Origin of the sequence: Pseudomonas sp. NS1(2017), assembly GCF_002269425.1 — a bacterium.
Taxonomy (GTDB): Bacteria; Pseudomonadota; Gammaproteobacteria; order Pseudomonadales; family Pseudomonadaceae; genus Aquipseudomonas; species Aquipseudomonas reactans.
This window is the reverse complement of the sequence record NZ_CP022960.1, coordinates 179456-201287: the sequence shown is the minus strand read 5'-3', so window position 1 is coordinate 201287 and position 21832 is coordinate 179456. Positions and strand designations below refer to the sequence as shown.

The 21832-nt window shown below is 60.8% G+C and carries 22 protein-coding genes; 14 read left to right on the top strand and 8 right to left on the bottom strand.

Features of this window, described 5'->3' with window-relative positions:
* Positions 1-5: 5 nt before the first annotated feature.
* Both CI807_RS01010 and mmsB read left to right on the top strand, forming a co-directional pair.
* Positions 6-1523 (top strand): CoA-acylating methylmalonate-semialdehyde dehydrogenase, encoded by a 1518-nt coding sequence (locus CI807_RS01010; protein ID WP_095013540.1) that lies wholly within the window; start codon positions 6-8, stop codon positions 1521-1523.
* Between the two features lie 15 nt (positions 1524-1538).
* A complete protein-coding gene (gene mmsB / locus CI807_RS01005) occupies positions 1539-2423 on the top strand; it encodes a 3-hydroxyisobutyrate dehydrogenase (protein WP_095013539.1) in 885 nt (294 codons plus the stop codon).
* A gap of 52 nt (positions 2424-2475) precedes the next feature.
* Here the strand turns inward: mmsB and CI807_RS01000 are convergent, their stop codons facing one another.
* Positions 2476-2820 (bottom strand): cupin domain-containing protein, encoded by a 345-nt coding sequence (locus CI807_RS01000; RefSeq protein ID WP_010206533.1) that lies wholly within the window; start codon positions 2818-2820, stop codon positions 2476-2478.
* A 240-nt stretch (positions 2821-3060) separates the two neighbouring features.
* Between CI807_RS01000 and kynB the strand changes: the two genes are divergently transcribed.
* Together kynB and kynA are read left to right on the top strand one after the other, a co-directional pair.
* A complete protein-coding gene (kynB, locus tag CI807_RS00995; RefSeq protein ID WP_095013538.1) occupies positions 3061-3711 on the top strand; it encodes an arylformamidase in 651 nt (216 codons plus the stop codon).
* Positions 3708-4580 carry a tryptophan 2,3-dioxygenase gene (gene kynA / locus CI807_RS00990; protein WP_095013537.1) on the top strand — a complete coding sequence of 291 codons (873 nt, stop codon included), beginning with the start codon at positions 3708-3710 and terminating at the stop codon, positions 4578-4580. The genes kynB and kynA overlap by 4 nt, the downstream gene beginning before the upstream one ends.
* 137 nt (positions 4581-4717) lie before the next feature.
* Here the strand turns inward: kynA and CI807_RS00985 are convergent, their stop codons facing one another.
* The 4 genes from CI807_RS00985 to antA form a co-directional block, all read right to left on the bottom strand.
* Positions 4718-6115 (bottom strand): amino acid permease, encoded by a 1398-nt coding sequence (locus tag CI807_RS00985; protein WP_095013536.1) that lies wholly within the window; start codon positions 6113-6115, stop codon positions 4718-4720.
* 71 nt (positions 6116-6186) lie between these two features.
* Positions 6187-7194, bottom strand: coding sequence for an anthranilate 1,2-dioxygenase electron transfer component AntC (antC, locus tag CI807_RS00980; RefSeq protein ID WP_095013535.1), 1008 nt, complete (start codon positions 7192-7194; stop codon positions 6187-6189).
* 150 nt (positions 7195-7344) lie between these two features.
* The gene (antB, locus tag CI807_RS00975) at positions 7345-7836 is read right to left on the bottom strand and encodes an anthranilate 1,2-dioxygenase small subunit (protein WP_095013534.1); all 492 of its coding nucleotides are present in this window, start codon (positions 7834-7836) and stop codon (positions 7345-7347) included.
* A complete protein-coding gene (gene antA, locus CI807_RS00970; RefSeq protein WP_095013533.1) occupies positions 7836-9227 on the bottom strand; it encodes an anthranilate 1,2-dioxygenase large subunit in 1392 nt (463 codons plus the stop codon). The genes antB and antA overlap by 1 nt, the downstream gene beginning before the upstream one ends.
* Positions 9228-9537: 310 nt before the next feature.
* Here antA and CI807_RS00965 point away from each other — a divergent pair, with 310 nt between their 5' ends.
* On the top strand, positions 9538-10521 hold the full coding sequence (locus CI807_RS00965) for a helix-turn-helix domain-containing protein (protein WP_095013532.1): 984 nt from the start codon (positions 9538-9540) through the stop codon (positions 10519-10521).
* 99 nt (positions 10522-10620) lie between these two features.
* On the opposite strand, the gene CI807_RS00955 is transcribed toward CI807_RS00965, so the two are convergent.
* On the bottom strand, positions 10621-11496 hold the full coding sequence (locus CI807_RS00955) for a LysR family transcriptional regulator (protein ID WP_095013531.1): 876 nt from the start codon (positions 11494-11496) through the stop codon (positions 10621-10623).
* Between the two features lie 114 nt (positions 11497-11610).
* On the opposite strand from CI807_RS00955, the gene CI807_RS00950 reads away from it, so the two are divergent.
* From CI807_RS00950 to catA, 3 genes are read left to right on the top strand one after another with little or no spacing between them, the layout of a single operon-like run.
* Complete coding sequence (locus CI807_RS00950; RefSeq protein WP_095013530.1) at positions 11611-12738, top strand: muconate cycloisomerase family protein; 1128 nt, start codon at positions 11611-11613, stop codon at positions 12736-12738.
* Between the two features lie 12 nt (positions 12739-12750).
* The gene (catC, locus tag CI807_RS00945) at positions 12751-13041 is read left to right on the top strand and encodes a muconolactone Delta-isomerase (protein ID WP_038845065.1); all 291 of its coding nucleotides are present in this window, start codon (positions 12751-12753) and stop codon (positions 13039-13041) included.
* A gap of 42 nt (positions 13042-13083) precedes the next feature.
* Positions 13084-14013 (top strand): catechol 1,2-dioxygenase, encoded by a 930-nt coding sequence (catA, locus tag CI807_RS00940; protein WP_095013529.1) that lies wholly within the window; start codon positions 13084-13086, stop codon positions 14011-14013.
* A gap of 113 nt (positions 14014-14126) precedes the next feature.
* Here the strand turns inward: catA and CI807_RS00935 are convergent, their stop codons facing one another.
* A complete protein-coding gene (locus CI807_RS00935) occupies positions 14127-14600 on the bottom strand; it encodes an Lrp/AsnC family transcriptional regulator (protein WP_003176072.1) in 474 nt (157 codons plus the stop codon).
* Positions 14601-14744: 144 nt separating this feature from the next.
* Between CI807_RS00935 and kynU the strand changes: the two genes are divergently transcribed.
* On the top strand, positions 14745-15995 hold the full coding sequence (gene kynU / locus CI807_RS00930; protein WP_095013528.1) for a kynureninase: 1251 nt from the start codon (positions 14745-14747) through the stop codon (positions 15993-15995).
* Positions 15996-16044: 49 nt separating this feature from the next.
* The gene (locus tag CI807_RS00925; protein ID WP_095013527.1) at positions 16045-17451 is read left to right on the top strand and encodes an amino acid permease; all 1407 of its coding nucleotides are present in this window, start codon (positions 16045-16047) and stop codon (positions 17449-17451) included.
* On the opposite strand, the gene CI807_RS00920 is transcribed toward CI807_RS00925, so the two are convergent.
* Positions 17397-18287, bottom strand: coding sequence for a LysR substrate-binding domain-containing protein (locus CI807_RS00920; protein ID WP_095013526.1), 891 nt, complete (start codon positions 18285-18287; stop codon positions 17397-17399). The genes CI807_RS00925 and CI807_RS00920 overlap by 55 nt on opposite strands.
* Positions 18288-18369: 82 nt before the next feature.
* Between CI807_RS00920 and CI807_RS00915 the strand changes: the two genes are divergently transcribed.
* From CI807_RS00915 to CI807_RS00900, 4 genes are all read left to right on the top strand, one after another.
* A complete protein-coding gene (locus CI807_RS00915; protein ID WP_095013525.1) occupies positions 18370-19134 on the top strand; it encodes a sulfite exporter TauE/SafE family protein in 765 nt (254 codons plus the stop codon).
* 120 nt (positions 19135-19254) lie between these two features.
* On the top strand, positions 19255-19845 hold the full coding sequence (locus CI807_RS00910; protein ID WP_095013524.1) for an NAD(P)H-dependent oxidoreductase: 591 nt from the start codon (positions 19255-19257) through the stop codon (positions 19843-19845).
* Between the two features lie 30 nt (positions 19846-19875).
* Positions 19876-20772, top strand: a complete 897-nt coding sequence (locus tag CI807_RS00905; RefSeq protein ID WP_095013523.1) for a LysR family transcriptional regulator — start codon at positions 19876-19878, stop codon at positions 20770-20772.
* A gap of 103 nt (positions 20773-20875) precedes the next feature.
* On the top strand, positions 20876-21769 hold the full coding sequence (locus CI807_RS00900; protein WP_095013522.1) for an NAD-dependent epimerase/dehydratase family protein: 894 nt from the start codon (positions 20876-20878) through the stop codon (positions 21767-21769).
* Positions 21770-21832 lie beyond the last annotated feature (63 nt).

Below are 21832 nucleotides of genomic sequence, written 5' to 3'. Positions count from 1 at the left end.
ACCACATGAACGCATCTGCCGATATTTCCGTGCAACAGGTCAAGTTGCTGATCAACGGCGAGTGGGTCGAGTCCAAGACCACCGAGTGGCAAGACATCGTCAACCCGGCCACCCAAGAGGTGCTGGCCAAAGTCCCGTTCGCCACTGCCGATGAAGTCAACGCTGCCATCGACGCTGCCCACCATGCCTTCCAAACCTGGAAGCTGACGCCGATCGGCGCACGCATGCGCATCATGCTCAAGCTGCAAGCCTTGATCCGCGAACATTCCAAGCGCATTGCCGTGGTGCTCAGCAACGAGCAGGGCAAGACCATTGCCGATGCCGAGGGCGATATTTTCCGTGGCCTGGAAGTGGTGGAACACGCCTGCTCCATTGGCACCCTGCAGATGGGCGAGTTCGCTGAAAACGTTGCCGGTGGCGTCGACACCTACACCCTGCGCCAACCCATTGGCGTGTGCGCCGGCATTACTCCGTTCAACTTCCCGGCGATGATCCCGCTGTGGATGTTCCCGATGGCCATCGCCTGCGGTAACACCTTCGTGCTCAAACCGTCCGAGCAGGACCCGCTGTCGACGATGCTGCTGGTGGAGCTGGCGCTGGAAGCTGGCGTGCCGGCTGGCGTGCTCAACGTGGTGCACGGCGGCAAGGACGTGGTGGACGCGCTGTGCACTCATAAAGACATCAAGGCCGTGTCCTTCGTCGGCTCGACCGCCGTGGGCACTCACGTGTATGACCTGGCCGGCAAACACGGCAAGCGTGTGCAGTCGATGATGGGCGCCAAGAACCACGCCGTGGTGCTGCCGGATGCCAACCGCGAACACACCCTCAATGCCCTGGTCGGCGCCGGTTTCGGTGCGGCAGGCCAGCGTTGCATGGCCACCTCGGTGGTGGTGCTGGTGGGCGCGTCCAAGCAATGGTTGCCGGACTTGAAAGCGCTGGCGCAAAAGCTCAAGGTCAACGCGGGCAGCGAAGCGGGCACCGACGTCGGCCCAGTGATCTCCAAGCGCGCCAAGGCACGTATCCTGGAACTGATTGAAAGCGGCGTGAAAGAAGGCGCCAAGCTGGAACTGGACGGCCGCGACATCAAGGTGCCGGGCTTCGAGCAAGGCAACTTTGTCGGCCCGACCCTGTTCTCGGGCGTGACCACCGATATGCAGATCTACACCCAGGAAATCTTCGGCCCGGTGCTGGTGGTGCTGGAGGTCGCGACGCTCGACGAGGCCATCGCCCTGGTCAACGCCAACCCGTTCGGCAACGGCACCGGCCTGTTCACCCAGAGCGGCGCGGCGGCGCGCAAGTTCCAGAGCGAAATCGACGTGGGCCAGGTCGGTATCAACATCCCCATCCCGGTACCGGTGCCTTTCTTCAGCTTCACCGGTTCGCGCGGTTCCAAGCTTGGCGACCTCGGCCCATACGGCAAGCAAGTGGTGCAGTTCTACACCCAGACCAAGACCGTCACCAGCCGCTGGTTCGATGACGACACGGTCAATGATGGCGTCAACACCACCATCAACTTGCGCTGATTCCGGGAGACGACCATGAAGATTGCATTTATCGGCTTGGGCAACATGGGCGCACCCATGGCCCGCAACCTGATCAAGGCCGGCCATGCGCTGAACCTGTTTGATTTGAACCAGGTGGTGCTCAAGGAGCTGGCCGAGCTGGGTGGCACCATCAGCGATTCACCGCGTGATGCGGCCACGGGCGCTGAACTGGTGATCACCATGCTGCCCGCTGCTGCCCATGTGCGCAGCGTGTGGCTGAATGAAGACGGTGTACTTGCCGGCATCGGCAAAGGCGTACCTGCGGTGGATTGCAGCACCATTGACCCGCAGACCATCCGCGACGTAGCGGCTGTGGCGGCCAAGCAAGGTGTGGCCGTGGCCGACGCCCCCGTCTCAGGCGGCACCGGCGGCGCCGCAGCCGGGACGCTAACCTTCATGGTCGGCGCCACTCCGGAACTGTTCGCCACCCTGCAGCCGGTGCTGGCGCAGATGGGCCGCAACATCGTGCACTGCGGTGATGTGGGCACGGGGCAAATCGCCAAGATCTGCAACAACCTGTTGTTGGGGATCAGCATGGTCGGCGTCAGCGAAGCCATGGCCTTGGGTGATGCGCTGGGCATCGACACCCAGGTGCTGGCCGGCATCATCAACAGCTCCACCGGGCGTTGCTGGAGTTCAGATACCTATAACCCATGGCCGGGCGTGATCGAAACCGCGCCGTCGTCGCGGGGTTATACCGGGGGGTTTGGTGCTGACCTGATGCTCAAGGATTTGGGCTTGGCCACCGAAGCGGCGCGTCAGGCCAAGCAACCCGTGATTCTGGGCGCTGTGGCCCAGCAGTTGTATCAGTCAATGAGCCAGCGTGGGGAAGGGGGTAAAGACTTCTCGGCGATCATCAACAGCTATCGCAAGCCCTAATTGGGGCGTTTTCCGGGAGCCTACTAGTAGTGGGCTCCCGGGTTTTTGCGGCTCACGCAAACACAAAATACTTACGCACCGTCTCCACCACTTCCCACGTCCCCTTCATCCCCGGTTCCACCACAAAGATATCCCCAGCCCGCAGGTGAATTGGCTCCAGGCCTTCCGGCGTGATGATGCAGTAGCCTTCCTGGAAGTGGCAGTACTCCCACTTCACGTAGTCCACGTACCACTTGCCCGGGGTGCAGATCCAGGTGCCCATGATCTTGCTGCCGTCTTCGCTGGTGTAGGCGTTGAGGTTGACGGTGTGCGGGTCGCCTTCGAGCTTTTCCCATTTGCAGGCGTCCAGGACCGGCAGGGGGTGGGTGTCGCGCAGTACGGTGATGGGCTTGGACATGATGACTCCGAGGCAGGGAATGGAAAGATGCACCCTAAGGCCTTGGGCGTTGCGTCAGTGGTCTGAACTCGACATCGGGATGCCCAGAAGCGCAGCGGTGTTTATTTGATATAACCCATCACCAATTCATCATTTCCTCGCAGTAAGTGCGAAAGATTTCCCGCTTCACGCCAGAATTCGCAAGAAAATTCGCAGCCGGCCCTCGTATCATTCACCCCAGTAACCGCCGAGAGCCTTGAAATGAACCCAATAAAAACGTGGTGGGATATCAGCCCGCCCTTGAGTACGGCGACCCCGACCTGGCCGGGGGATACGCCGTTCCAGGAAGAGCGCGTGTGGCAGTTTGGCCCGGAGTGTCCGGTGAATGTGGGGCGTATCACCTTGTCCCCACACACCGGCGCCCATGTGGACGCGCCGCTGCATTACAGCGCGGACGGCGCGCCGATTGGCGAAGTGTCGCTGGATGTGTACATGGGCCCATGCCGGGTGCTGCATTGCCTGGACAGCGGCGCGCTGGTGCAGCCGCATCAGTTGCAAGGCCGTGTGGATAACTTGCCCGAGCGCGTGTTGCTGCGCACTTATCCACAAGCGCCGCTGACTGAATGGGATTCGAATTTCACTGCCATCGCTCCGCAAACCATCGAGCTGCTCGCCAGCCTGGGTGTGCGCTTGATCGGCATCGATACGCCATCCCTGGACCCGCAGCAGTCCAAGACCATGGATTCCCACAACGCCGTGGCCCGCCATGGCATGGCGATCCTCGAAGGCATCGTGCTCGATGACGTACCCGAGGGCGACTATGAATTGATCGCCCTGCCGCTGCGTTTCGCCAACCTCGACGCGAGCCCGGTCCGCGCCATTCTCCGTCCGCTCAAGGAGCTTACGCGATGAGCCAATGTCCCTTCTCTCCAGAATATGAGCCTGCCGATTACCAACCGCCCGAAGGATGGCATAACGCCGAACTGAATTTTTCCGAGTCCATGAGCTACGGCGATTACCTGGACCTGGGCAAAGTCCTCAGCGCCCAGCATCCGTTGTCGCCGGACCACAACGAAATGCTCTTCATCATCCAGCACCAGACGTCCGAGCTGTGGATGAAATTGATGCTCCACGAACTCAAGGCCGCCCGTGAACACGTGCGCCTGGGCGAGCTGCCGCCGGCGTTCAAGATGCTGGCGCGGGTGTCGCGGATCTTTGATCAACTGGTGCATGCCTGGGCGGTGCTGGCGACGATGACGCCGTCGGAGTACAAGTCGATCCGCCCGTTCCTGGGGCAGTCGTCGGGGTTCCAGTCGTTCCAGTACCGTGAGATCGAATTTATCCTCGGCAACAAAAGCGCGGCGCTGTTGCGGCCCCACGCCCATCGGCCAGAGCTGTTGAACGAGTTGAAAGTGGCGATTGCCACGCCGTCGCTGTACGACGAAGCGATCAACTTGATGATCAAGGCCGGCCTGGCGATTGACCCGAAACGTGCCGAGCGCGACCCGACGGCGGCGACGGTTCACGATGAATCGGTGGAGGCGGCGTGGCGTGAGGTGTATCGCGATCCAAGCCGGTATTGGGATTTGTACCAGTTGGCCGAAAAATTTATCGACCTGGAGGACTCGTTCCGCCAATGGCGCTTCCGCCATGTGACCACGGTGGAGCGGATCATCGGCTTCCAGCCGGGCACGGGCGGCACGGAAGGGGTGGGGTATTTGCGCAAGATGCTCGACACCGTGCTGTTCCCCGAGTTGTGGCGAGTGCGCTCAACGCTGTAAACAAAAAGCCCCGGAATTCCGGGGCTTTTTATTGGCTGAAACACGCCTTTTGTAGGAGCCCGGCTTGCCGGCGATGGCGTCCTCAAAATTACCGCAAGGCTTGAGGCCTATCGCCGGCAAGCCGGCTCCTACAGGTTTTATGCGGTCACGGCTTTTGCGTTTCTCATCCGCAACCGGTAAGCAACGTAGATAATCCCCACCCACACCGGCATCGCATACACCGACTCGCTGATGCCCGGAATCGCCAGCATCACGCTGATGATCATCACCATGAACGCCAGGCACAGGTAGTTGCTGAACGGGAACCAGAAGGTCTTGAACGAAGGCGTCAGGCCTTGTTCGCCCATGGCTTTGCGGAACTTGATGTGGGTGATGCTGATCAGCGCCCAGTTGATCATCAGCGAGGCAACCACCAGCGCGAACAGCAGCTCCAGCGCGCTCTGCGGTGCCACATAGTTGACCACTACACACAGCATCGTCACCAACGCTGAAATTGCCAGGGCGCGGATCGGTACGCCTTGCTTGTTCAGTTTCATCAACGATTTCGGTGCATCACCTTGCTCGGCCAGGCCGAACAGCATGCGGCTGTTGCAATACACGCCGCTGTTGTACACCGACAACGCCGCGGTCAGCACCACGAAGTTGAGGATGTGGGCGGCGGTGTCGTTGCCGATCAGCGAGAAGATCTGCACGAACGGGCTACCACTGTAGGCATCGCCCGAGGCGCCGAGGGTTTGCAGCAGTTGGTCCCACGGGTACAGCGACAGCAGCACGGTCAGGGCGCCGACGTAGAAAATCAGGATCCGGTAGACCACTTGGTTGATCGCTTTCGGGATCACTTTACGCGGCTCGCTGGCTTCGGCGGCAGTGATGCCCACCAGCTCCAGGCCACCGAACGAGAACATGATGAACGCCATGGACATCAACAGCCCCATGCCGCCATTAGGGAAGAACCCGCCGTGGCTCCACAGGTTGCTGACCGTGGCTTGCGGGCCGCCGGTGCCGCTGAACAGCAGGTAGCAACCGAGCACGATCATGCCGACAATCGCCACCACCTTGATGATCGCGAACCAGAACTCGGCTTCACCAAAGAACTTCACGTTCAGGGTGTTGATCAGGTTCACCGCGACGAAGAACACCAGCGCGCTGACCCAGGTCGGAATCTCCGGCCACCAGAACTGGATGTACTTGCCCACCGCCGTCAGTTCGGCCATGCCCACCAGCACGTAGAGTACCCAGTAGTTCCAGCCCGCCAGGAAGCCTGCGTAACCGCCCCAGTATTTGTGCGCGAAGTGGCTGAAGGAGCCGGCCACCGGCTCTTCGACGATCATCTCGCCGAGCTGGCGCATGATCAGGAACGCGATAAAACCCGCAATCGCGTAACCCAGGATCATCGACGGTCCCGCCGACTTGAGCACCCCGGCCGAGCCGAGGAACAACCCCGTGCCGATCGCCCCTCCCAAGGCGATCAGCTGAATGTGCCGGTTTTTCAGGCCACGCTTTAGGCCTACCGGGTTAACCATGTCATCCGCCATTAACATTCCCTTCTACTTGTTTTTCTTGAGGGTAAGTGCACGCCGCATTAGCCCCTCAGAACTGCTGAGGGTCAGATATTACTCTGCGTAAACTTTTCGTAATACAGCTGAACGCCATCAAGTGCCTGATCCGCCAGCCATTGTTGGATGGATTCGACCATTGGAGGGGGGCCGCACAGGTACATATCCGCCGAACTGTCCCGCAATTCGGCCAGGTCAAAATGCTCGGTGAGGTAGCCGCGCTTGCCGGGCCAATCGTCGGAGGGGGCGCTGAGGACTTCGGTGTAGCGAAAGCCTGCGATTTTTGCAGCGTAACCCTGGATACGCGCCGCTTCGCACAAGTCCTCGGCACCGCGCACGCCGTAATACAGGTGCACGGGTTGGTCGCAACCATTGGTGGCCAGTTCATCGAGCATGCCCAGCAAGGCCGACAACCCGGTACCACCCGCCACCAGTACCAATGGCTGGGTGACGTGGCGCAGGTAGAAGGCGCCGAGGGGCGCTTCCATCAACAGCTCATCGCCCACTTGGCAGCGCTCGCGCAGGTAGTTGCTCATCACGCCATCGGGCAACAGGCGCACTAAGAATTGCAGGTGATTGCCCGGCAGGTTGGCGAAAGAATAGGACCGCCAACTGTCCGTGCCAGGCACCAATAGGCGCGCATATTGGCCCGGCAGAAAATCCAGTGCCTGATCCAACTGTACCTGCAGGATCGCCGTGCTGGCCGACACCTGCTCCACCGCACTCACGGTACCCTTGACCTGAACCGGCCCCGGCGCGTTGCAGAGGCTCGAATCGAAGTCGAAATAGAACGTCGCGTCGGACTTTACCCGCGTCTGGCAACTGAGCATCTTACGCTGTTGCAGGTCGAGGCTGGACAGCGCTTCTTCGTCTACATAGTCCTGGCTGTAATCGCCGGACTCGCAACGACCCTGGCACGTGCCGCACACACCTTCACGGCAATCCAGCGGGATCTTGATGCCGTTACGCAGCGCCGCATCCAGCAGGATTTCATGGGCGCCGACGGGGAAGAACAGGGTCTTGCCGTCGGCAAAGCTGAAGGCCACTTTGTGATTCATCCACCTGACTCCGTGGGTTTATGTGTGAACCCTTGTAGGAGCGAGCTTGCTCGCGAAGAACGCCAACGATGACGCGGGCATCCTGAATGCACGCTGCGTCCTTGAGGTTTTCGCGAGCAAGCTCGCTCCTACAGGGGGAATGCGCCACCGTTAGAGGTGATAGAAATCCAGCACCGAGTTGATGGTGTCGTTGAGCAGCAGCGCGTGCTTGCGGGTGATCAACCAACTGTCGCCATTCGGCTTGAGGCTGTACGTTGCATGCCCGTAAAACTGCTCTGAGGTGGCCAATCGATAAAACAACGTGTGCCAGTTCAATTTCACCTCCAGCGTTCCATCCGCCTGCTCGGCAATGCGCACGTTATTGATCAGGTGCAAGGTGCGCGGCATCGGTGTGGCCGACGCGGCCTTGCCGGTGCGCAAACGGAACACACGGTCTTCCAGGCCCGAGCGGTTGGCGTAGTAGATCAACGACATCTCGCGCTTGGGATCACGGGTGTAGACGTGTTCCGAGTCCCATTGCGGCAGGTGGAACTCACTCTGCGGGTCGAACAATTGCACATAGGCGTCCCAATCCTGGGCGTCGCACAGCTCGGATTTGCGGTAGAAGAACTGCTCGATCTGGTACTGCAGTTGCGCATTCATCACTTCACCTCCCGCAGTGTCAGCGCTTGTCTGTCCAGGCCCTTGAGCAGGAACTGCTGCCAGTTGCGGTGCTGGTTCACGTAGAGGCCTTCATGGGTGAATTCGGTGCCGGTCATGGCCGGTTGGATACCGATGGCTTCGCTGTTCGGCGTGGGGCCGGTTTCCCAGCGGTGGCTGCCGCGGGAGATGTCGCTCCAGCGTTCCAGACGGCCCTGGAAACCGCGTTGGGCTTCGCGAAATTCCACCAGGTCATCCGGCGTGCCCATGCCCGACACGTTGAAAAAGTCCTCGAACTGGCGAATACGGTTTTCGCGGTCGGCGTCGGATTCGCCCTTCACCCCCAGGCACTGGCTGATGATCTCGGTCTTGTTCCACGCCACCGGGCGGATGATGCGCAGCTGCGAGCTGATCTGGTCGAGGAAGAACAGGCTCGGGTAGATATTCAAGTTGCGCAGGCGGTGCATCATCCACTCGGCCTTTGGCTGGCCGTGTTCTTCCACCAGGCGCGGCATGATGGTGGCGTAGCCGGAGCGCACGCTGGGGTTGGGCATGTCGCTGAACAACACACTGTGGCCATTGTTGAACGCGAACCAGCCGTCGTCGGTGTTGGCGTCACCCGCGCCAAGCTTGCTGTAGTCCAGGGTGCTACCTGCGCCGGTGCCGTTTTCGGTGTTTACTTGCTGGCGATGCTGCACCGTGGCCACGTAGTTGTAGTGCACGGTGCTGACGTGATAACCGTCCAGGCCGTTCTCGTTTTGCAGCTTCCAATTGCCGTCGTAGGTGTAGGCGGATTTGCCTGGCAATACCTCCAACTCACCGGTAGCGGACTGGGCGACCATCATGTCGAAGAACACTTTGGCGTCGCCCAGGAAGTCTTCCAGACTGTCGGTGCCCGCCACATCCAGGCTGATGAACACAAAGCCTTTGTAGCTCTCGATGCGTGCCTTTTTCAGCCCGCGCGTCGCCTTGTCGAAACCCTCAGGGTATTCCCCCGGCGCCTTGACCTTCACCAGCCGGCCATCGCTCTTGTAGCACCAGGCATGGAACGGGCAAGTGAAGGTGGACTGGTTGCCCTTGCCGACCCGCGTCAAAGTGGTGCCGCGATGTTGGCAGGCATTGATCAGCGCGTTGAGTTGGCCCTCGCCGTCGCGGGTGATGATCATTGGCTGGCGCCCGGCGCGCATCGTCACGAAGTCGTGGTTGTTGGCCAGTTCGCTTTCGTGGCAGGCGTAGATCCAGTTTTTTTCGAAGATCAGCTCCATCTCCAGATCGAACAGCTCCGGCTCGGTGAACATGTCACGGGCGATGCGGAACACTGCATCCGCCGGGCGAAAATCCAGACAACTTTCGATAAATGTTTTCCACTGCTCGACGCTTCTTGCACCACTCATGGGAGGCACCTTTTGATAGGGCTAATCGGTGGTTTATTAGAGGCAGCGGGGCAGGGCGCGGGCTATCCGCTTAGTGGGGGAACCTGCGCCGGATAATTGGGCAGCAAATACCCAACCCGGTGCGCAGCGGTGACGGGATGCGCTACTGTCTGGCAGGGCAATGGCCGTAAAAGTAAGCGTCTTATCCACTTAATCGACCCTTGCTATCCACCCGCTGGCAATTACGCCGGCGTGGCGCATTACTTGCTGTCGAACAACAACGACGCGCCGCCAGAGCGCGCAACAGCCTAACCGCCGTGGGTGCACCCTGATGAGCAGCCAAACGATTCAACGCTTCGACCTGGAAGGCGCACGCAGCTGGATGTCCGGCATCTGCGGGCCCCATCGCCTGGCCACCGCCACGCCCGAGCGCCTGCGTTTCCACCACAGTGCCAATATGTTCAAGTCCCGCGCCACCACCTTGGGTGTGATCGAATACGGCACTGACGTGACCATCGACATCGAAGACGCCGAGCACTTCAGCAGCTACAGCCTGAGCCTGCCGTTGGTGGGCGAGCAGGAGTTGAGCAAGAACGGTGAGCGCCTGAACTCCAACCGCGACCAGGGCGTGATCATCTCGCCCAACGAGCACCAGGTGCTGGCGATTTCCGGCGACTGTCGCAAGTTGCAGGTGGTGATCACGCGTGCGGCAATGAGTGAGTCGCTGGAAGGTTTGCTGCAACGACCGATTGAGGCGCCGCTGCGCTTTGAGTCGGTGATGGACGCGGTGGACGGCGCTTCGGCGGCGTGGTGGCGCATGGCGCGTTACTTCATCGCCGAGCTGGAACACGGCAGTGAATTGTATGAGCAACCGGCGTTTACCCGTGACCTGGAAAGTTCGTTGATCAAGGGGCTGATCCTGGCCCAGCCGAACAACTACTCCGAAGAGCTGCGCGATGTACTGGGGGTGAAACTGCCGCATTACCTGATCCGTGCGCGTCAGTACATCCACGACAATGCTCGGGACGCCGTGCATCTGGAAGACCTGGAGGCCGCGGCTGGCGTATCGCGGTTCAAGTTGTTTGATGCCTTTCGCAAATACTTTGCGCTGTCGCCGATGGCCTATTTGAAAAAGCATCGGCTCTCTGCAGTGCGCCAGGCCATTCTTGAACAGGGCTCCACCTGCACCATCTCCGAGATTGCCCTGGGCTGGGGCTTTACCCACCTTGGGCGGTTCTCGGCGGAGTACCGCAAGCTGTTCGATGAGTCGCCGAGCCAGACCCTGCAGCGCAATGATGCGCGACGCCTACGCTAACCCCTGTAGGAGCGAGCTTGCTCGCGAAAAACCTGAGAGCACTGCGGGGAATCAGACCCCCCACGTTATCGTTGACGTTTTTCGCGAGCAAGCTCGCTCCTACAGCAATTCTTCCACCAGTTGCAGGCAATGACTGAGCCCCGGCGACTGGTCATTCACCCGTCGGCTGAGGATGATCGGCGAGGTCGCCGTGGCCTCCACCACCGGCGTGTAGCCGATGTCCGCACGGTGCAGCACTTGCACCGAGGCGGGCACCAGCGTCACGCCCATCCCGGCGCCGACCAGGCCAATGGCGGTCTGCAACTCGTTGGTCCACTGCGCCACCTTGAGGCTCAGGCCATGGGCGTCGAACAGTGCGATCACATGGTCGGCGTAGCTGGGGCGTGGGTTGCCGGGGTAGAGCACAAAAGGCTCGGCGGCCAGTTGGGCGAGGGTGGCGGGCGCGCCCAGCAACGGGTGGCCGGCAGGCAGCACGGCGACCAGCCGATCCTCCACCAAAACGCGCTGGACAATGGCCGGGTCGTCGATGCGAATCCGCCCGAATCCCACATCGATGCGCCCGGCCTTGAGTGCTTCGACCTGCTGCAAGGTGGTCATTTCCGACAACCCCAACTCCAGCTCCAGCGCCTCATGGGTGCGCAGCCGGCGGATCAGTTCCGGCAGCACGCCATACAAGGTCGAGGGCGCAAAACCGATGCCCAGCCAGGTCTTTTCGCCCTGGCCGATACGTCGCGTGTTGTCGCAGACCTTGCTCAATTGTTCCAGCAGCACATTGGCGTGTTCATAGAAGAATCGCCCGGCTTCGGTCAGCCGCAGCGGCCGGCCACGTTCGAGCAGGATCACGCCCAACTCATCCTCCAATTGCTGGATCTGCCGACTCAACGGCGGCTGGGCGATGTGCAAACGTTCGGCGGCGCGGGTGAAGTTGAGGGTTTCCCCCAGCACCTGGAAATAGCGCAGGTGACGCAGTTCCATGACGGCTCCTTTCATACCTTCAAGGTATTGCTCGAGACCCATTCTATATTGGAAGCCTTTAAAAATACGGCACAGAATCGGCTAAAACCTAAAAAGAACCCAACGGGTATAGCCATGCCGATTTGCACCATCGAGTCGATCGAAACGATCATCGTCGACCTCCCGACCATCCGCCCGCACAAGCTGGCGATGCACACGATGCAAAACCAGACCTTGGTGGTCATCCGCCTGCGCTGCGCCGACGGCATCGAAGGCATCGGCGAAGCCACCACCATTGGCGGCCTGAGCTACGGCAACGAAAGCCCCGACAGCATCAAGGTCAACATCGACCGCCACTTCGCGCCGCTGCTGATCGGCCAAGACGCGAGCAATATCAACGCGGCCATGTTGCGCCTGGAGCGCAGCATTCGCGGCAACACCTTTGCCAAGTCCGGGATCGAAAGCGCCTTGCTCGATGCACTGGGCAAACGCTTGAACCTGCCGGTCAGCGAACTGCTCGGCGGCCGTGTGCGCGATGCCTTGCCGGTGGCCTGGACCCTGGCCAGCGGCAACACGGAAAAGGACATTGCCGAAGCGGAAAAGATGCTCGACCTGCGCCGCCACCGCATCTTTAAATTGAAGATCGGCGCCGGTGAAGTCAGCCAGGACCTGGCCCATGTGATCGCGATCAAAAAAGCCCTGGGCGACCGCGCCAGTGTGCGCGTGGACGTCAACCAGGCCTGGGATGAAGCGGTGGCACTGCGTGCCTGCAAGGTGCTCGGCGACAACGGTATCGACCTGATCGAACAACCCATCTCACGCAACAATCGCGGCGGTATGGCGCGGCTCAACCTGTCGAGCCCGGCGCCGATCATGGCGGATGAGTCCATCGAATGTGTCGAGGATGCCTTCAACCTGGCCCGCGAAGGTGCGGCCTCGGTGTTTGCTTTGAAGATCGCCAAGAACGGCGGCCCGCGCGCCGTACTGCGTACGGCCGCCATTGCCGAAGCGGCGGGCATCGGCCTGTACGGCGGCACCATGCTCGAAGGCGGTATCGGCACCCTGGCCTCGGCCCATGCCTTTCTCACGCTGAACAAACTGGCGTGGGACACCGAACTGTTCGGCCCGTTGTTGCTCACCGAAGACATCCTCACCGAACCGCCGGTGTACCGCGATTTCCAGCTGCATGTCTCCACCGCACCGGGCCTGGGCCTGGCCATCGATGAAGAGCGCCTGGCGTTCTTCCGTCGTGACAAACACTAAGAGGCGCCTGCCATGTTGTTCCACGTAAAAATGACCGTGAACCTGCCCCTCGACATGAACCCCGAGCGCGCCGCTGCGCTCAAGGCCGAAGAAAAAGCCTTGGCGCAGCGCCTGCAACAGCAAGGCAAATGGCGCCACCTGTGGCGCATCGCCGGGCACTACGCCAACTACAGCGTGTTCGATGTCGACAGCGTGCAGGACCTGCACGACCTGCTGATGCAACTGCCGCTTTTCCCCTACATGGCCATCGAAGTGAATGCCCTGTGCCGTCACCCGTCGTCGATCCATGAGGATGACCGCTAGGCCGATTTTTTAATCTAATAACTACAAGATGAGGAATGCACCATGTCCATCCGACTGTCCCAGACTGCCCATGCCCAACAGTTTCTCGAAGAAGCCAGCGGCAACCTCAATGACGCCGGTAACCCGCGTACCAAGGCGCTGATCTACCGGATCCTGCGCGACACCGTGAACATCATCGAAGACCTGGAAGTGACCCCGGAAGAGTTCTGGAAGGCGGTCAACTATCTGAACGACTTGGGCAGGAACCAGGAAGCCGGCTTGCTCGCCGCCGGGCTGGGCCTGGAGCATTACCTCGACCTGTTGATGGACGCCGCCGATGAGGAGGCCGGCAAATCCGGTGGTACGCCGCGCACCATCGAAGGCCCGTTGTATGTGGCCGGTGCGCCGCTGTCGAAGTATGAGGCGCGATTGGATGATGGCAAGGACGACGCAGTGCCGCTGTTCATGCGCGGGCAAGTGCGCGACACCGAGGGCAAGCCGCTGGCCGGGGCGATTGTGGATGTGTGGCAGGCCAATACCGGTGGCACCTATTCATGGTTTGACCCTACGCAATCCGAGTTCAACCTGCGTCGCCGCATCGAGACCGATGCCCAGGGCAACTACCGGTTTCGCAGTATCGTACCGTCGGGCTACGGCTGCCCGCCCACCGGGCCAACCCAGCAACTGCTCGATCAATTGGGGCGCCACGGGCAGCGGCCAGCGCATATCCACTTCTTCATTTCGGCGCCGGGGCATCGGCACCTGACCACGCAGATCAACCTGTCGGATGACCCGTACCTGCATGATGATTTTGCCTATGCGACGCGGGATGAGTTGATCGCCGAGATTCGCTTCAGTGAAGATCCGCAGTTGGCGCGAGAGTTTGGCGTGGAAGGGCGGTTTGCGCAGATTGATTTTGACTTTGAGTTGCAGGTGGCGGATGCGCCGGTAGAGCAAAAGCGCATGCAGCGCGTGCGTGCCCTCGAAGACTAAACGCCACGCCCCCTGTAGGAGCGAGCTTGCTCGCGAAGGTATTCCAGGCACATCGCTGCGGCGGATGTACCTTTTTCGCGAGCAAGCTCGCTCCTACAGAAGGCATTCTCAGCCTACTTACGGACGACCAGATCCAACACCTCATCCCGATCCTTGATCTTCTGCAACACAATCTCCGAACGTATATCCATCACCCCCGCCGTGCGGTTCAGGTGGTTCACGATAAAATCCGAAAAATGCTTGAGGTTGCGGGCCTGCACCCGCAGCACATAGTTGCTGGCGCCGGTGATCACGTAGGCGCTGGCCACTTCCGGCCAGCCCTGCACCTTCTTGATGAACGTCTCGTGCCAATCCTCCACATCCTGGCGCAAGGACAGGTGGACGATGGCTTCCAGCTCGATCCCTAATTGCTCCGCATTCAGCACTGCGCGGTAGCCGCTGATGATTCCCTCGCTCTCCAGCAAGCGCAAACGGCGCAGGCAGGCGGACGGCGACAGCGCGACTTTTTCCGCCAGTTCCTGGTTGCTGATGCGGCCATCCTGTTGCAGGAAATGCAGGAGGCGCAGGTCGGTGGCGTCGAGAATCATGGTTAGAATAAATCCGCGTGTTTGGGGGTTAAATTCGAATTTCCTACAGCTTAATTAGCCTGTTACCTACCACTTTGCACGAAAATTCTCTAAAACTTCGTTCATTATTTGGTCCATTCTTACTTATAAAAACCAGGATCGCCCATGACCACTCGAAGCCATTGCCAAGCCCTCGATGCCCAGGACCCACTGGCGCCCTTGCGTAGCCAGTTCGCCTTGCCGGAGGGCATGATCTACCTTGACGGCAACTCCCTCGGCGCCCGCCCGGTGGCGGCGTTGGCGCGGGCGCAGGCGGTGATCGCCGAAGAGTGGGGCAACGGGCTGATCCGCAGTTGGAACAGCGCCGGCTGGGCGGATTTGTCCCAACGCCTGGGCAATCGCCTGGCACCCTTGATTGGCGCACGTGACAACGAAGTGGTGATCACCGATACCACCTCGATCAACCTGTTCAAGGTGCTGAGCGCCGCATTGACCGTGCAGCGCCAACGCCAGCCGCATCGCAAGGTGATCGTCAGCGAGGCGAGCAACTTCCCCACCGACCTGTACATCGCCGAGGGCCTGGCCGAACTGCTGCAACAGGGTTATTCCCTGCGCCTGGTGAACAGCCCGGATGAACTGCCCCAGGCGATCGATCAGGATGTTGCAGTGGTGATGCTCACCCACGTCAACTACAAGACCGGCTACATGTACGACATGCAGGCGTTGACCGCCCTGAGCCATGAGTGCGGTGCGCTGAGCATCTGGGACCTGGCGCATTCGGCCGGCGCGGTGCCTATCGACCTGCATCAGGCCGGCGCCGATTATGCGATCGGCTGCACCTACAAGTACCTCAACGGCGGCCCGGGTTCCCAGGCGTTTGTGTGGGTCAACCCCGCGTTGGTGGATGTGGTGCGTCAGCCGTTGTCAGGCTGGTTCGGGCATACCCGGCAGTTCGCCATGGAGTCGACCTACGCGCCGAGTGCTGGCATCGCCCGTTACCTGTGTGGCACGCAGCCGATCACTTCGCTGGCCATGGTTGAGTGTGGCCTGGAGATTTTTGCCCAGACCGATATGGCGAGTTTGCGCAGCAAGTCCCTGGCGTTGACCGACCTGTTTATCGCGTTGGTCGAGGCCCGTTGCGCTGCCCATGACTTGAAGTTGATCACCCCACGCGAGCACGCCAAGCGCGGCAGTCATGTGAGCTTTGAACACCCCGAAGGCTACGCGGTGATCCAGGCCTTGATCGCCCGTGGGGTGATCGGTGATTACCGTGAGCCGCGCATCATGCGGTTTGGTTTTACGCCGTTGTACACGAGCTTTACCGAGGTGTTTGACGCTGTGGAAATCCTTGGCGACATCCTCGACAGCCACACCTGGGACCAGCCGCAATTCAAAGTCCGCAACAGCGTCACCTGACACACTTACCGACCACCTGTGCAATCACAATAATAAAGGGGCACACCACGTGACCACGCCAGACAACGGCTTTGCAGAGATCACCCACCGCGAACTGGGCCTGCGGCGCCAGCTCACTTCCGGCCAGATGAGCATGATCGCCATCGGTGGGGCAATTGGCACCGGGCTGTTCATGGGCAGCGCCTACGCCATCGGTTATGCCGGGCCCAGCGTCTTGGTGAGCTACGCCATCGGCGCGTTGATCACCTTGCTGTTGATGGGGTGCCTGGCGGAGATGACGGTGGCCCACTCCACCTCGGGCTCCTTCGGTGCCTACGCCGAGTTCTACATCAGCCCGCTCGCCGGGTTCCTGGTGCGTTATGCCTACTGGGCGGCGATTGTGTTGGCGGTGGGCGCCGAGGTCACGGCGGTGGCGATGTACATGAAGTACTGGTTCGCCAACGTGCCGGAATGGGTGTGGATCGTGTCGTTTTCCAGCGTGTTGATCCTGCTCAATGCGATCAGCGTGAAGACGTTTGGCAACTTCGAATACTGGTTTTCCACGATCAAGATCAGCGCCATCGTCGGCTTCATCATCCTCGCGGTATACGTGGTGTTCGGCTCCGGCAATCCGGAGTACGGCGTGCAGAACTATACGGCCCACGGCGGCTTTTTCCCCCATGGCCTGAGCGGCATGTGGATGGCGGTGATCGTGTCGATCTTCAGCTATTTGAGTGTGGAGATGATCGCGGTGGCCGCCGGTGAAGCCGCTGACCCGGAACAGGCGGTGAAGAAAGCCTTTCGCGCGACCATCGTGCGCCTGGTGGTGTTTTACCTGCTGACCCTGGCGCTGATGCTGGCCATCGTGCCGTGGAACCAGGCCGGGCAGACCCAGAGCCCGTTCGTCACGGTGATGCAGACCATCGGCATTCCCGGTGCTACCGGCGTGATGAACTTCGTGATCCTGATCGCCGCGCTCTCGGCGATGAACAGCCAGCTCTACATCACCACCCGCATGATGTTCAGCCTGTCCCGCGCCGGCTTTGCCCCCAAGTCCATGGGCGCGTTGAGCAAGAGCGGCATCCCGTTGAATGCGTTGCTGCTGTCCAGTTCGGGCATTGCGCTGGCGACGTTGCTCAACGTGGTGTACCCGGAAAGCTCGTTCACGCTGATGATGGCGATCTCGATGTTTGGCGCGATTTTCACCTGGTTCATGATCTTCCTCACGCACCTGTTTTTCCGTCGCTACCGCAAGCGCCACGGTGGGCCGAAGCTGTCGTTCCAACTGCGGCTGTTTCCCTACAGCACGCTGCTCGGGCTGGTGCTGATGGGCGCGGTGATGATTACTACGTATTTCACCGACGCGTTCAAGATGACCCTGGTGTTTGGCGTGCCGTTCCTGCTGATCCTGTCGGCGGTGTATTACGGGTTCTTCCGCAAGGGCAGGGCCAAGGCGTCGAACAAGGCCTTGGCATAACCGGGCAGCTGTTCGAACGAGCGCGCGCATAACAGCAGTTTCCGACAGGCCCACCCTTCTTGCAGAGGGTGGGCCTTGAAGTTGCGCTTCTGCGGCCAGCGCTCCAGCGCGGCTTGGGGCATGATGCCCAAGCCAGCGCCACGGGCGACCATGCGAATCACCCCGTCAAAGCCTTCGGCACGGATGCGAGTTTGCAGGCGGAAACCCGCGTGCAATGCCTGTTCTTCGAGGTACACCGTCAACGCGCTGTGAGTGGCGAGGCCGACAAAGTCGTGTTGCAGGCTATCGACAAAGCTCCCTGCGGTGAACGGGTGATCCAGCGGCGCGATCAGCACCAGCGGGTCGTCGCGAAAGGGCAGGGTTTGCAGGCCGTGGGTGTCCACCGCGTCGGAAATGATCCCAATATCCGCCGTGCCCTGGCGCAAGGCCTGGGTGATACGCAGGCTCGGCAGCTCCTGCAGGTCGATATCGAGGTTGGGATGCTCGCATAGAAAGTCTGCCAGCAGTTCCGGCAGGTATTCGCTGAGGGCAGTGGTGTTGCACAGCAAGCGCACCTGGCCTTTGATGCCGTTGGCGTATTCCGCCAGGTCCTGCTGCAGGTGTTCGGCTTGTTGCAGCAACAAGCGTGCGTGGCGGGCCAGGGCCTTGCCGGCGGGTGTTGGGGTGACGCCTCGACGGTTACGCTCCAGGAACTCGATACCCAACGAAGCCTCCATCGCCCGGATACGCGCACTCGCGGCGGCCAGGGACAAATGGCTGCGCCCGGCGCCGGCGGTGATGTTGCCAGTGTCGAGGATGTGCAGATAGAGGCGCAGGTCGATCAAGTCAAAGTGCATGGCACCAGCCTAAGGAAAAACAAGAGTCTGCCTCAGTATATGGCGAATTTTCGACCTCATCTAAAATCCGCACAATCCCCCCATGAATACCTTCCTCGCGTTCTACCAAGAAATCGGCCCCGCCCTGACCCTGCTGGTGATCGGCACCTTCGTGCTGGCCGGCACCGTCAAGGGTGTGATCGGCCTGGGCTTGCCGACAGTCTCCATGGGCTTGCTCGGCCTGGCTATGTTACCGGCGCAGGCTGCGGCCTTGCTGATTATCCCTTCGACGATCACCAACCTGTGGCAACTGGCGTTCGGCGGGCATTTGAGTGCGCTGCTCAAACGCCTGTGGCCGATGTTGCTGCTGATCTTCCTCGGTACCGGGTTGGGCACCTTGTGGCTGGGCATGAGCGGGGGAAGCTGGGTGGGGCATGCGTTGGGCGGTGCGTTGCTGGTGTATGCACTCAGCGGATTGTTCCTGCCGACGTTCAAGGTAAAACCTGAGACTGAACGTTGGCTGGGCCCTGTGTGCGGCGTGATCACCGGCATCATCACCTCGGCGACCGGCGTGTTCGTGATTCCTGCCGTGCCCTATCTGCAAGCCTTGGGCTTGAACCGTGATCAGTTGGTGCAGGCGCTGGGGCTGTCGTTCACTGTTTCCACCCTGGCATTGGCGGCGGGGCTGGCCTGGCGCGGCACCCTCGGTGGCGGGGAGGTCAACGCCTCGCTGCTGGCATTGGTGCCGGCACTGCTGGGCATGTGGCTCGGCCAGGCGGTGCGGCAGCGCATCAGTGCCGTGTTGTTCAAGCGCGTGTTTTTCGTGGGCATGGCCTTGCTGGGGGCGCATCTGCTGATCAGCGGTTAACAATGGGTGGTGCATTCGTGCTTTCTGATCAAATGTATTTTGCCGTTCCGCCGCTTATTCCAAGGGGCCAATGTCGATAGCCTGCCGGCAGACATTTTTAACCCTTCTGGATGCCCTCCCATGAAAAAAATCCTCCTGCTCAACGGCGGCAAAAAATTCGCTCACTCCGATGGCCGCTACAACAGCACCCTGCATGATGCCGCCGTGGCCGTGCTGGACCGTGCCGGTATCGACGTGAAAGTCACCCACATTGACGAAGGCTACGACGTGGCCGAAGAAGTCGCAAAATTCCTCTGGGCCGACGTGATCATCTACCAGATGCCCGGCTGGTGGATGGGCGCGCCGTGGATCGTCAAGAAATACATCGACGAAGTCTTCACCGAAGGCCACGGCAGCCTCTACGCCAGCGACGGTCGCACGCGCTCCGACTCGTCGCAGAAGTACGGCAGCGGCGGCTTGATCCAGGGCAAGCAATACATGCTCTCGCTGACCTGGAATGCGCCGCAGCAAGCCTTCGACGACCCGACCGACTTCTTCGAAGCCAGGGGCGTGGACGCGGTGTACTTCCCGTTCCACAAGGCCAATGAATTCCTTGGCATGACCGGCCTGCCGACCTTCCTGTGCGTGGACGTGATGAAGCGCCCGGCGATCGAGGCTGACGTGGCGCGCTACGAGCAGCATCTGGCGCAGGTGTTCAATTTCTCGGTGTAAGCTGCTGTGAACCGATAACGAGGAGCGCCTGTGAAAGCCCGATCCGATGAGCTACAGATCTTCGTCAGCGTGATTGAATGCGGTTCGATTTCCGCTGCCGCAGAACAGGTCGGGCAGACGCCCTCGGCGGTCAGCCGCACCTTGTCGCGCCTGGAAGCCAAGCTCGACACCACGCTGATCAACCGCACGACGCGACGCATGGACCTGACCGAGGAGGGCAAGTACTTCTTCGAACAGGCCAAGGTGATCCTGGCGCAGATGGATGAGTTGGAAGAGCGCCTGTCGTCGCGCCAGAAAAAACCGGCGGGGCGCCTGCGCATCAATGCGGCGGTGCCCTTTATGCTGCATGGGATCGTGCCGTATATCGCGGAGTTTCGCAGCCTTTACCCGGACATCCAGCTGGAGCTGAACAGCGATGACCTGATCATCGACCTGTTGGAGCAGAGTACCGACATCGCCATCCGCATCGGTGCGTTGGCCGACTCCACCCTGCATGCGCGCGCGCTCGGCTGCACGCCGCTGCATATCCTCGCCAGCCCTGACTACCTCAAGCAGTACGGCACGCCGACCACGGTCGCCGAATTGGCGGACCACACTTTGCTGGGGTTCACCCAGACCGAAACCCTCAACCACTGGCCGCTGCGCCATGTGGAAGGCGACCGCTGGCTGATCCAGCCGGGCGTGGCCGCGTCCAGTGGCGAGACGGTGCGCCATTTGGCGCTGGAAGGGCAGGGCATTTGCTGCCTGTCGAACTTCATGACCATCGACGACATTGAAGCCGGGCGCCTGGTGCCGGTGCTGGAGGCGTTCAACAGCGGTTATCGCCAGCCGATCCACGCGGTGTTCTACCGTAACTCGCAGCTGGCCTTGCGCATCCAGTGTTTCCTCGACTTCATGCAAGCCAAGCTGGCGCGATATGCCTGCTGATTCGTGACCTTCGCGCAAGAGTGAATTGGGCAATAGGGGCTTATTCGTCAGGGATCGGCCCTTGATACTGGACCCATCACTTACTCACTCAGGAGCACTCTCCATGAACGTATTAGTTACCGGCGCAGCAGGTTTTATCGGGGGTTCCATCGCAACTGGCCTGATCAAGGCTGGTCACAGCGTCACCGGCCTGGTGCGCAGCGCCGAGCAGGCGGCCGAGATGACCGCATTGGGTATCACCCCAGTGATCGGCACCCTGGATGACGCCGCTGTATTGACCGAGCAAGCGCAAAAGGCTGATGCCGTGATCAATGCCGCGAGCAGCGATCATCGCGCGGCCGTTGAAACCTTGCTGGCCGCGCTCAAGGGTTCGAACAAGCCATTGCTACACACAAGCGGTTCAAGCATTGTCGGTGATGCGTCGGGCGGCAAGTCCAGCGATGTCATCTACTTCGAAGACAACTTGCCGGAGCCGACCGTCGACAAGGCTGCTCGCGTTGCCATCGACAACTTGATCCTGGCGGCTGCCAACGACGGCGTGAACTCAGCGGTGATCTGCAACACGCTGATCTACGGCCACAGCCTGGGCGTGAAGCGCGACAGCGTGCAATTGCCGCGTCTGCTCAAGCAGGCGCGCAAAAGTGGGGTAGTGCGCCACGTGGGCAGTGGGCAGAACATCTGGTCCAACGTGCACATTGAAGACGTGGTGGCGCTGTACCTGCTGGCACTGAACAAGAACGTGCCGGGCACCTTCTACTTTGTGGAAAGCAGCGAGGCGGCGTTTATCGACATGACTACCGCCATCGCCGAAGCCCTGAACCTGGGCGAACCCCAGGATTGGCCGTTGGCCGATGCTGAAGCCGAGTGGGGCTACGAAATGGCCAACTATGGCCTGGGCTCCAACAGCCGGGTGCGGGGCAAGCATGCCCGTGAGTTGCTGGGCTGGGTGCCGAAGCGCACTTCGGTGGTGGAGTGGATTCGCCACGAGATGGTGTAAGTCTCCCTGTGGCGAGCGGGCTTGTTGTGGCGAGCGGGCTTGCCCCGCGTTGGGCTGCGAAGC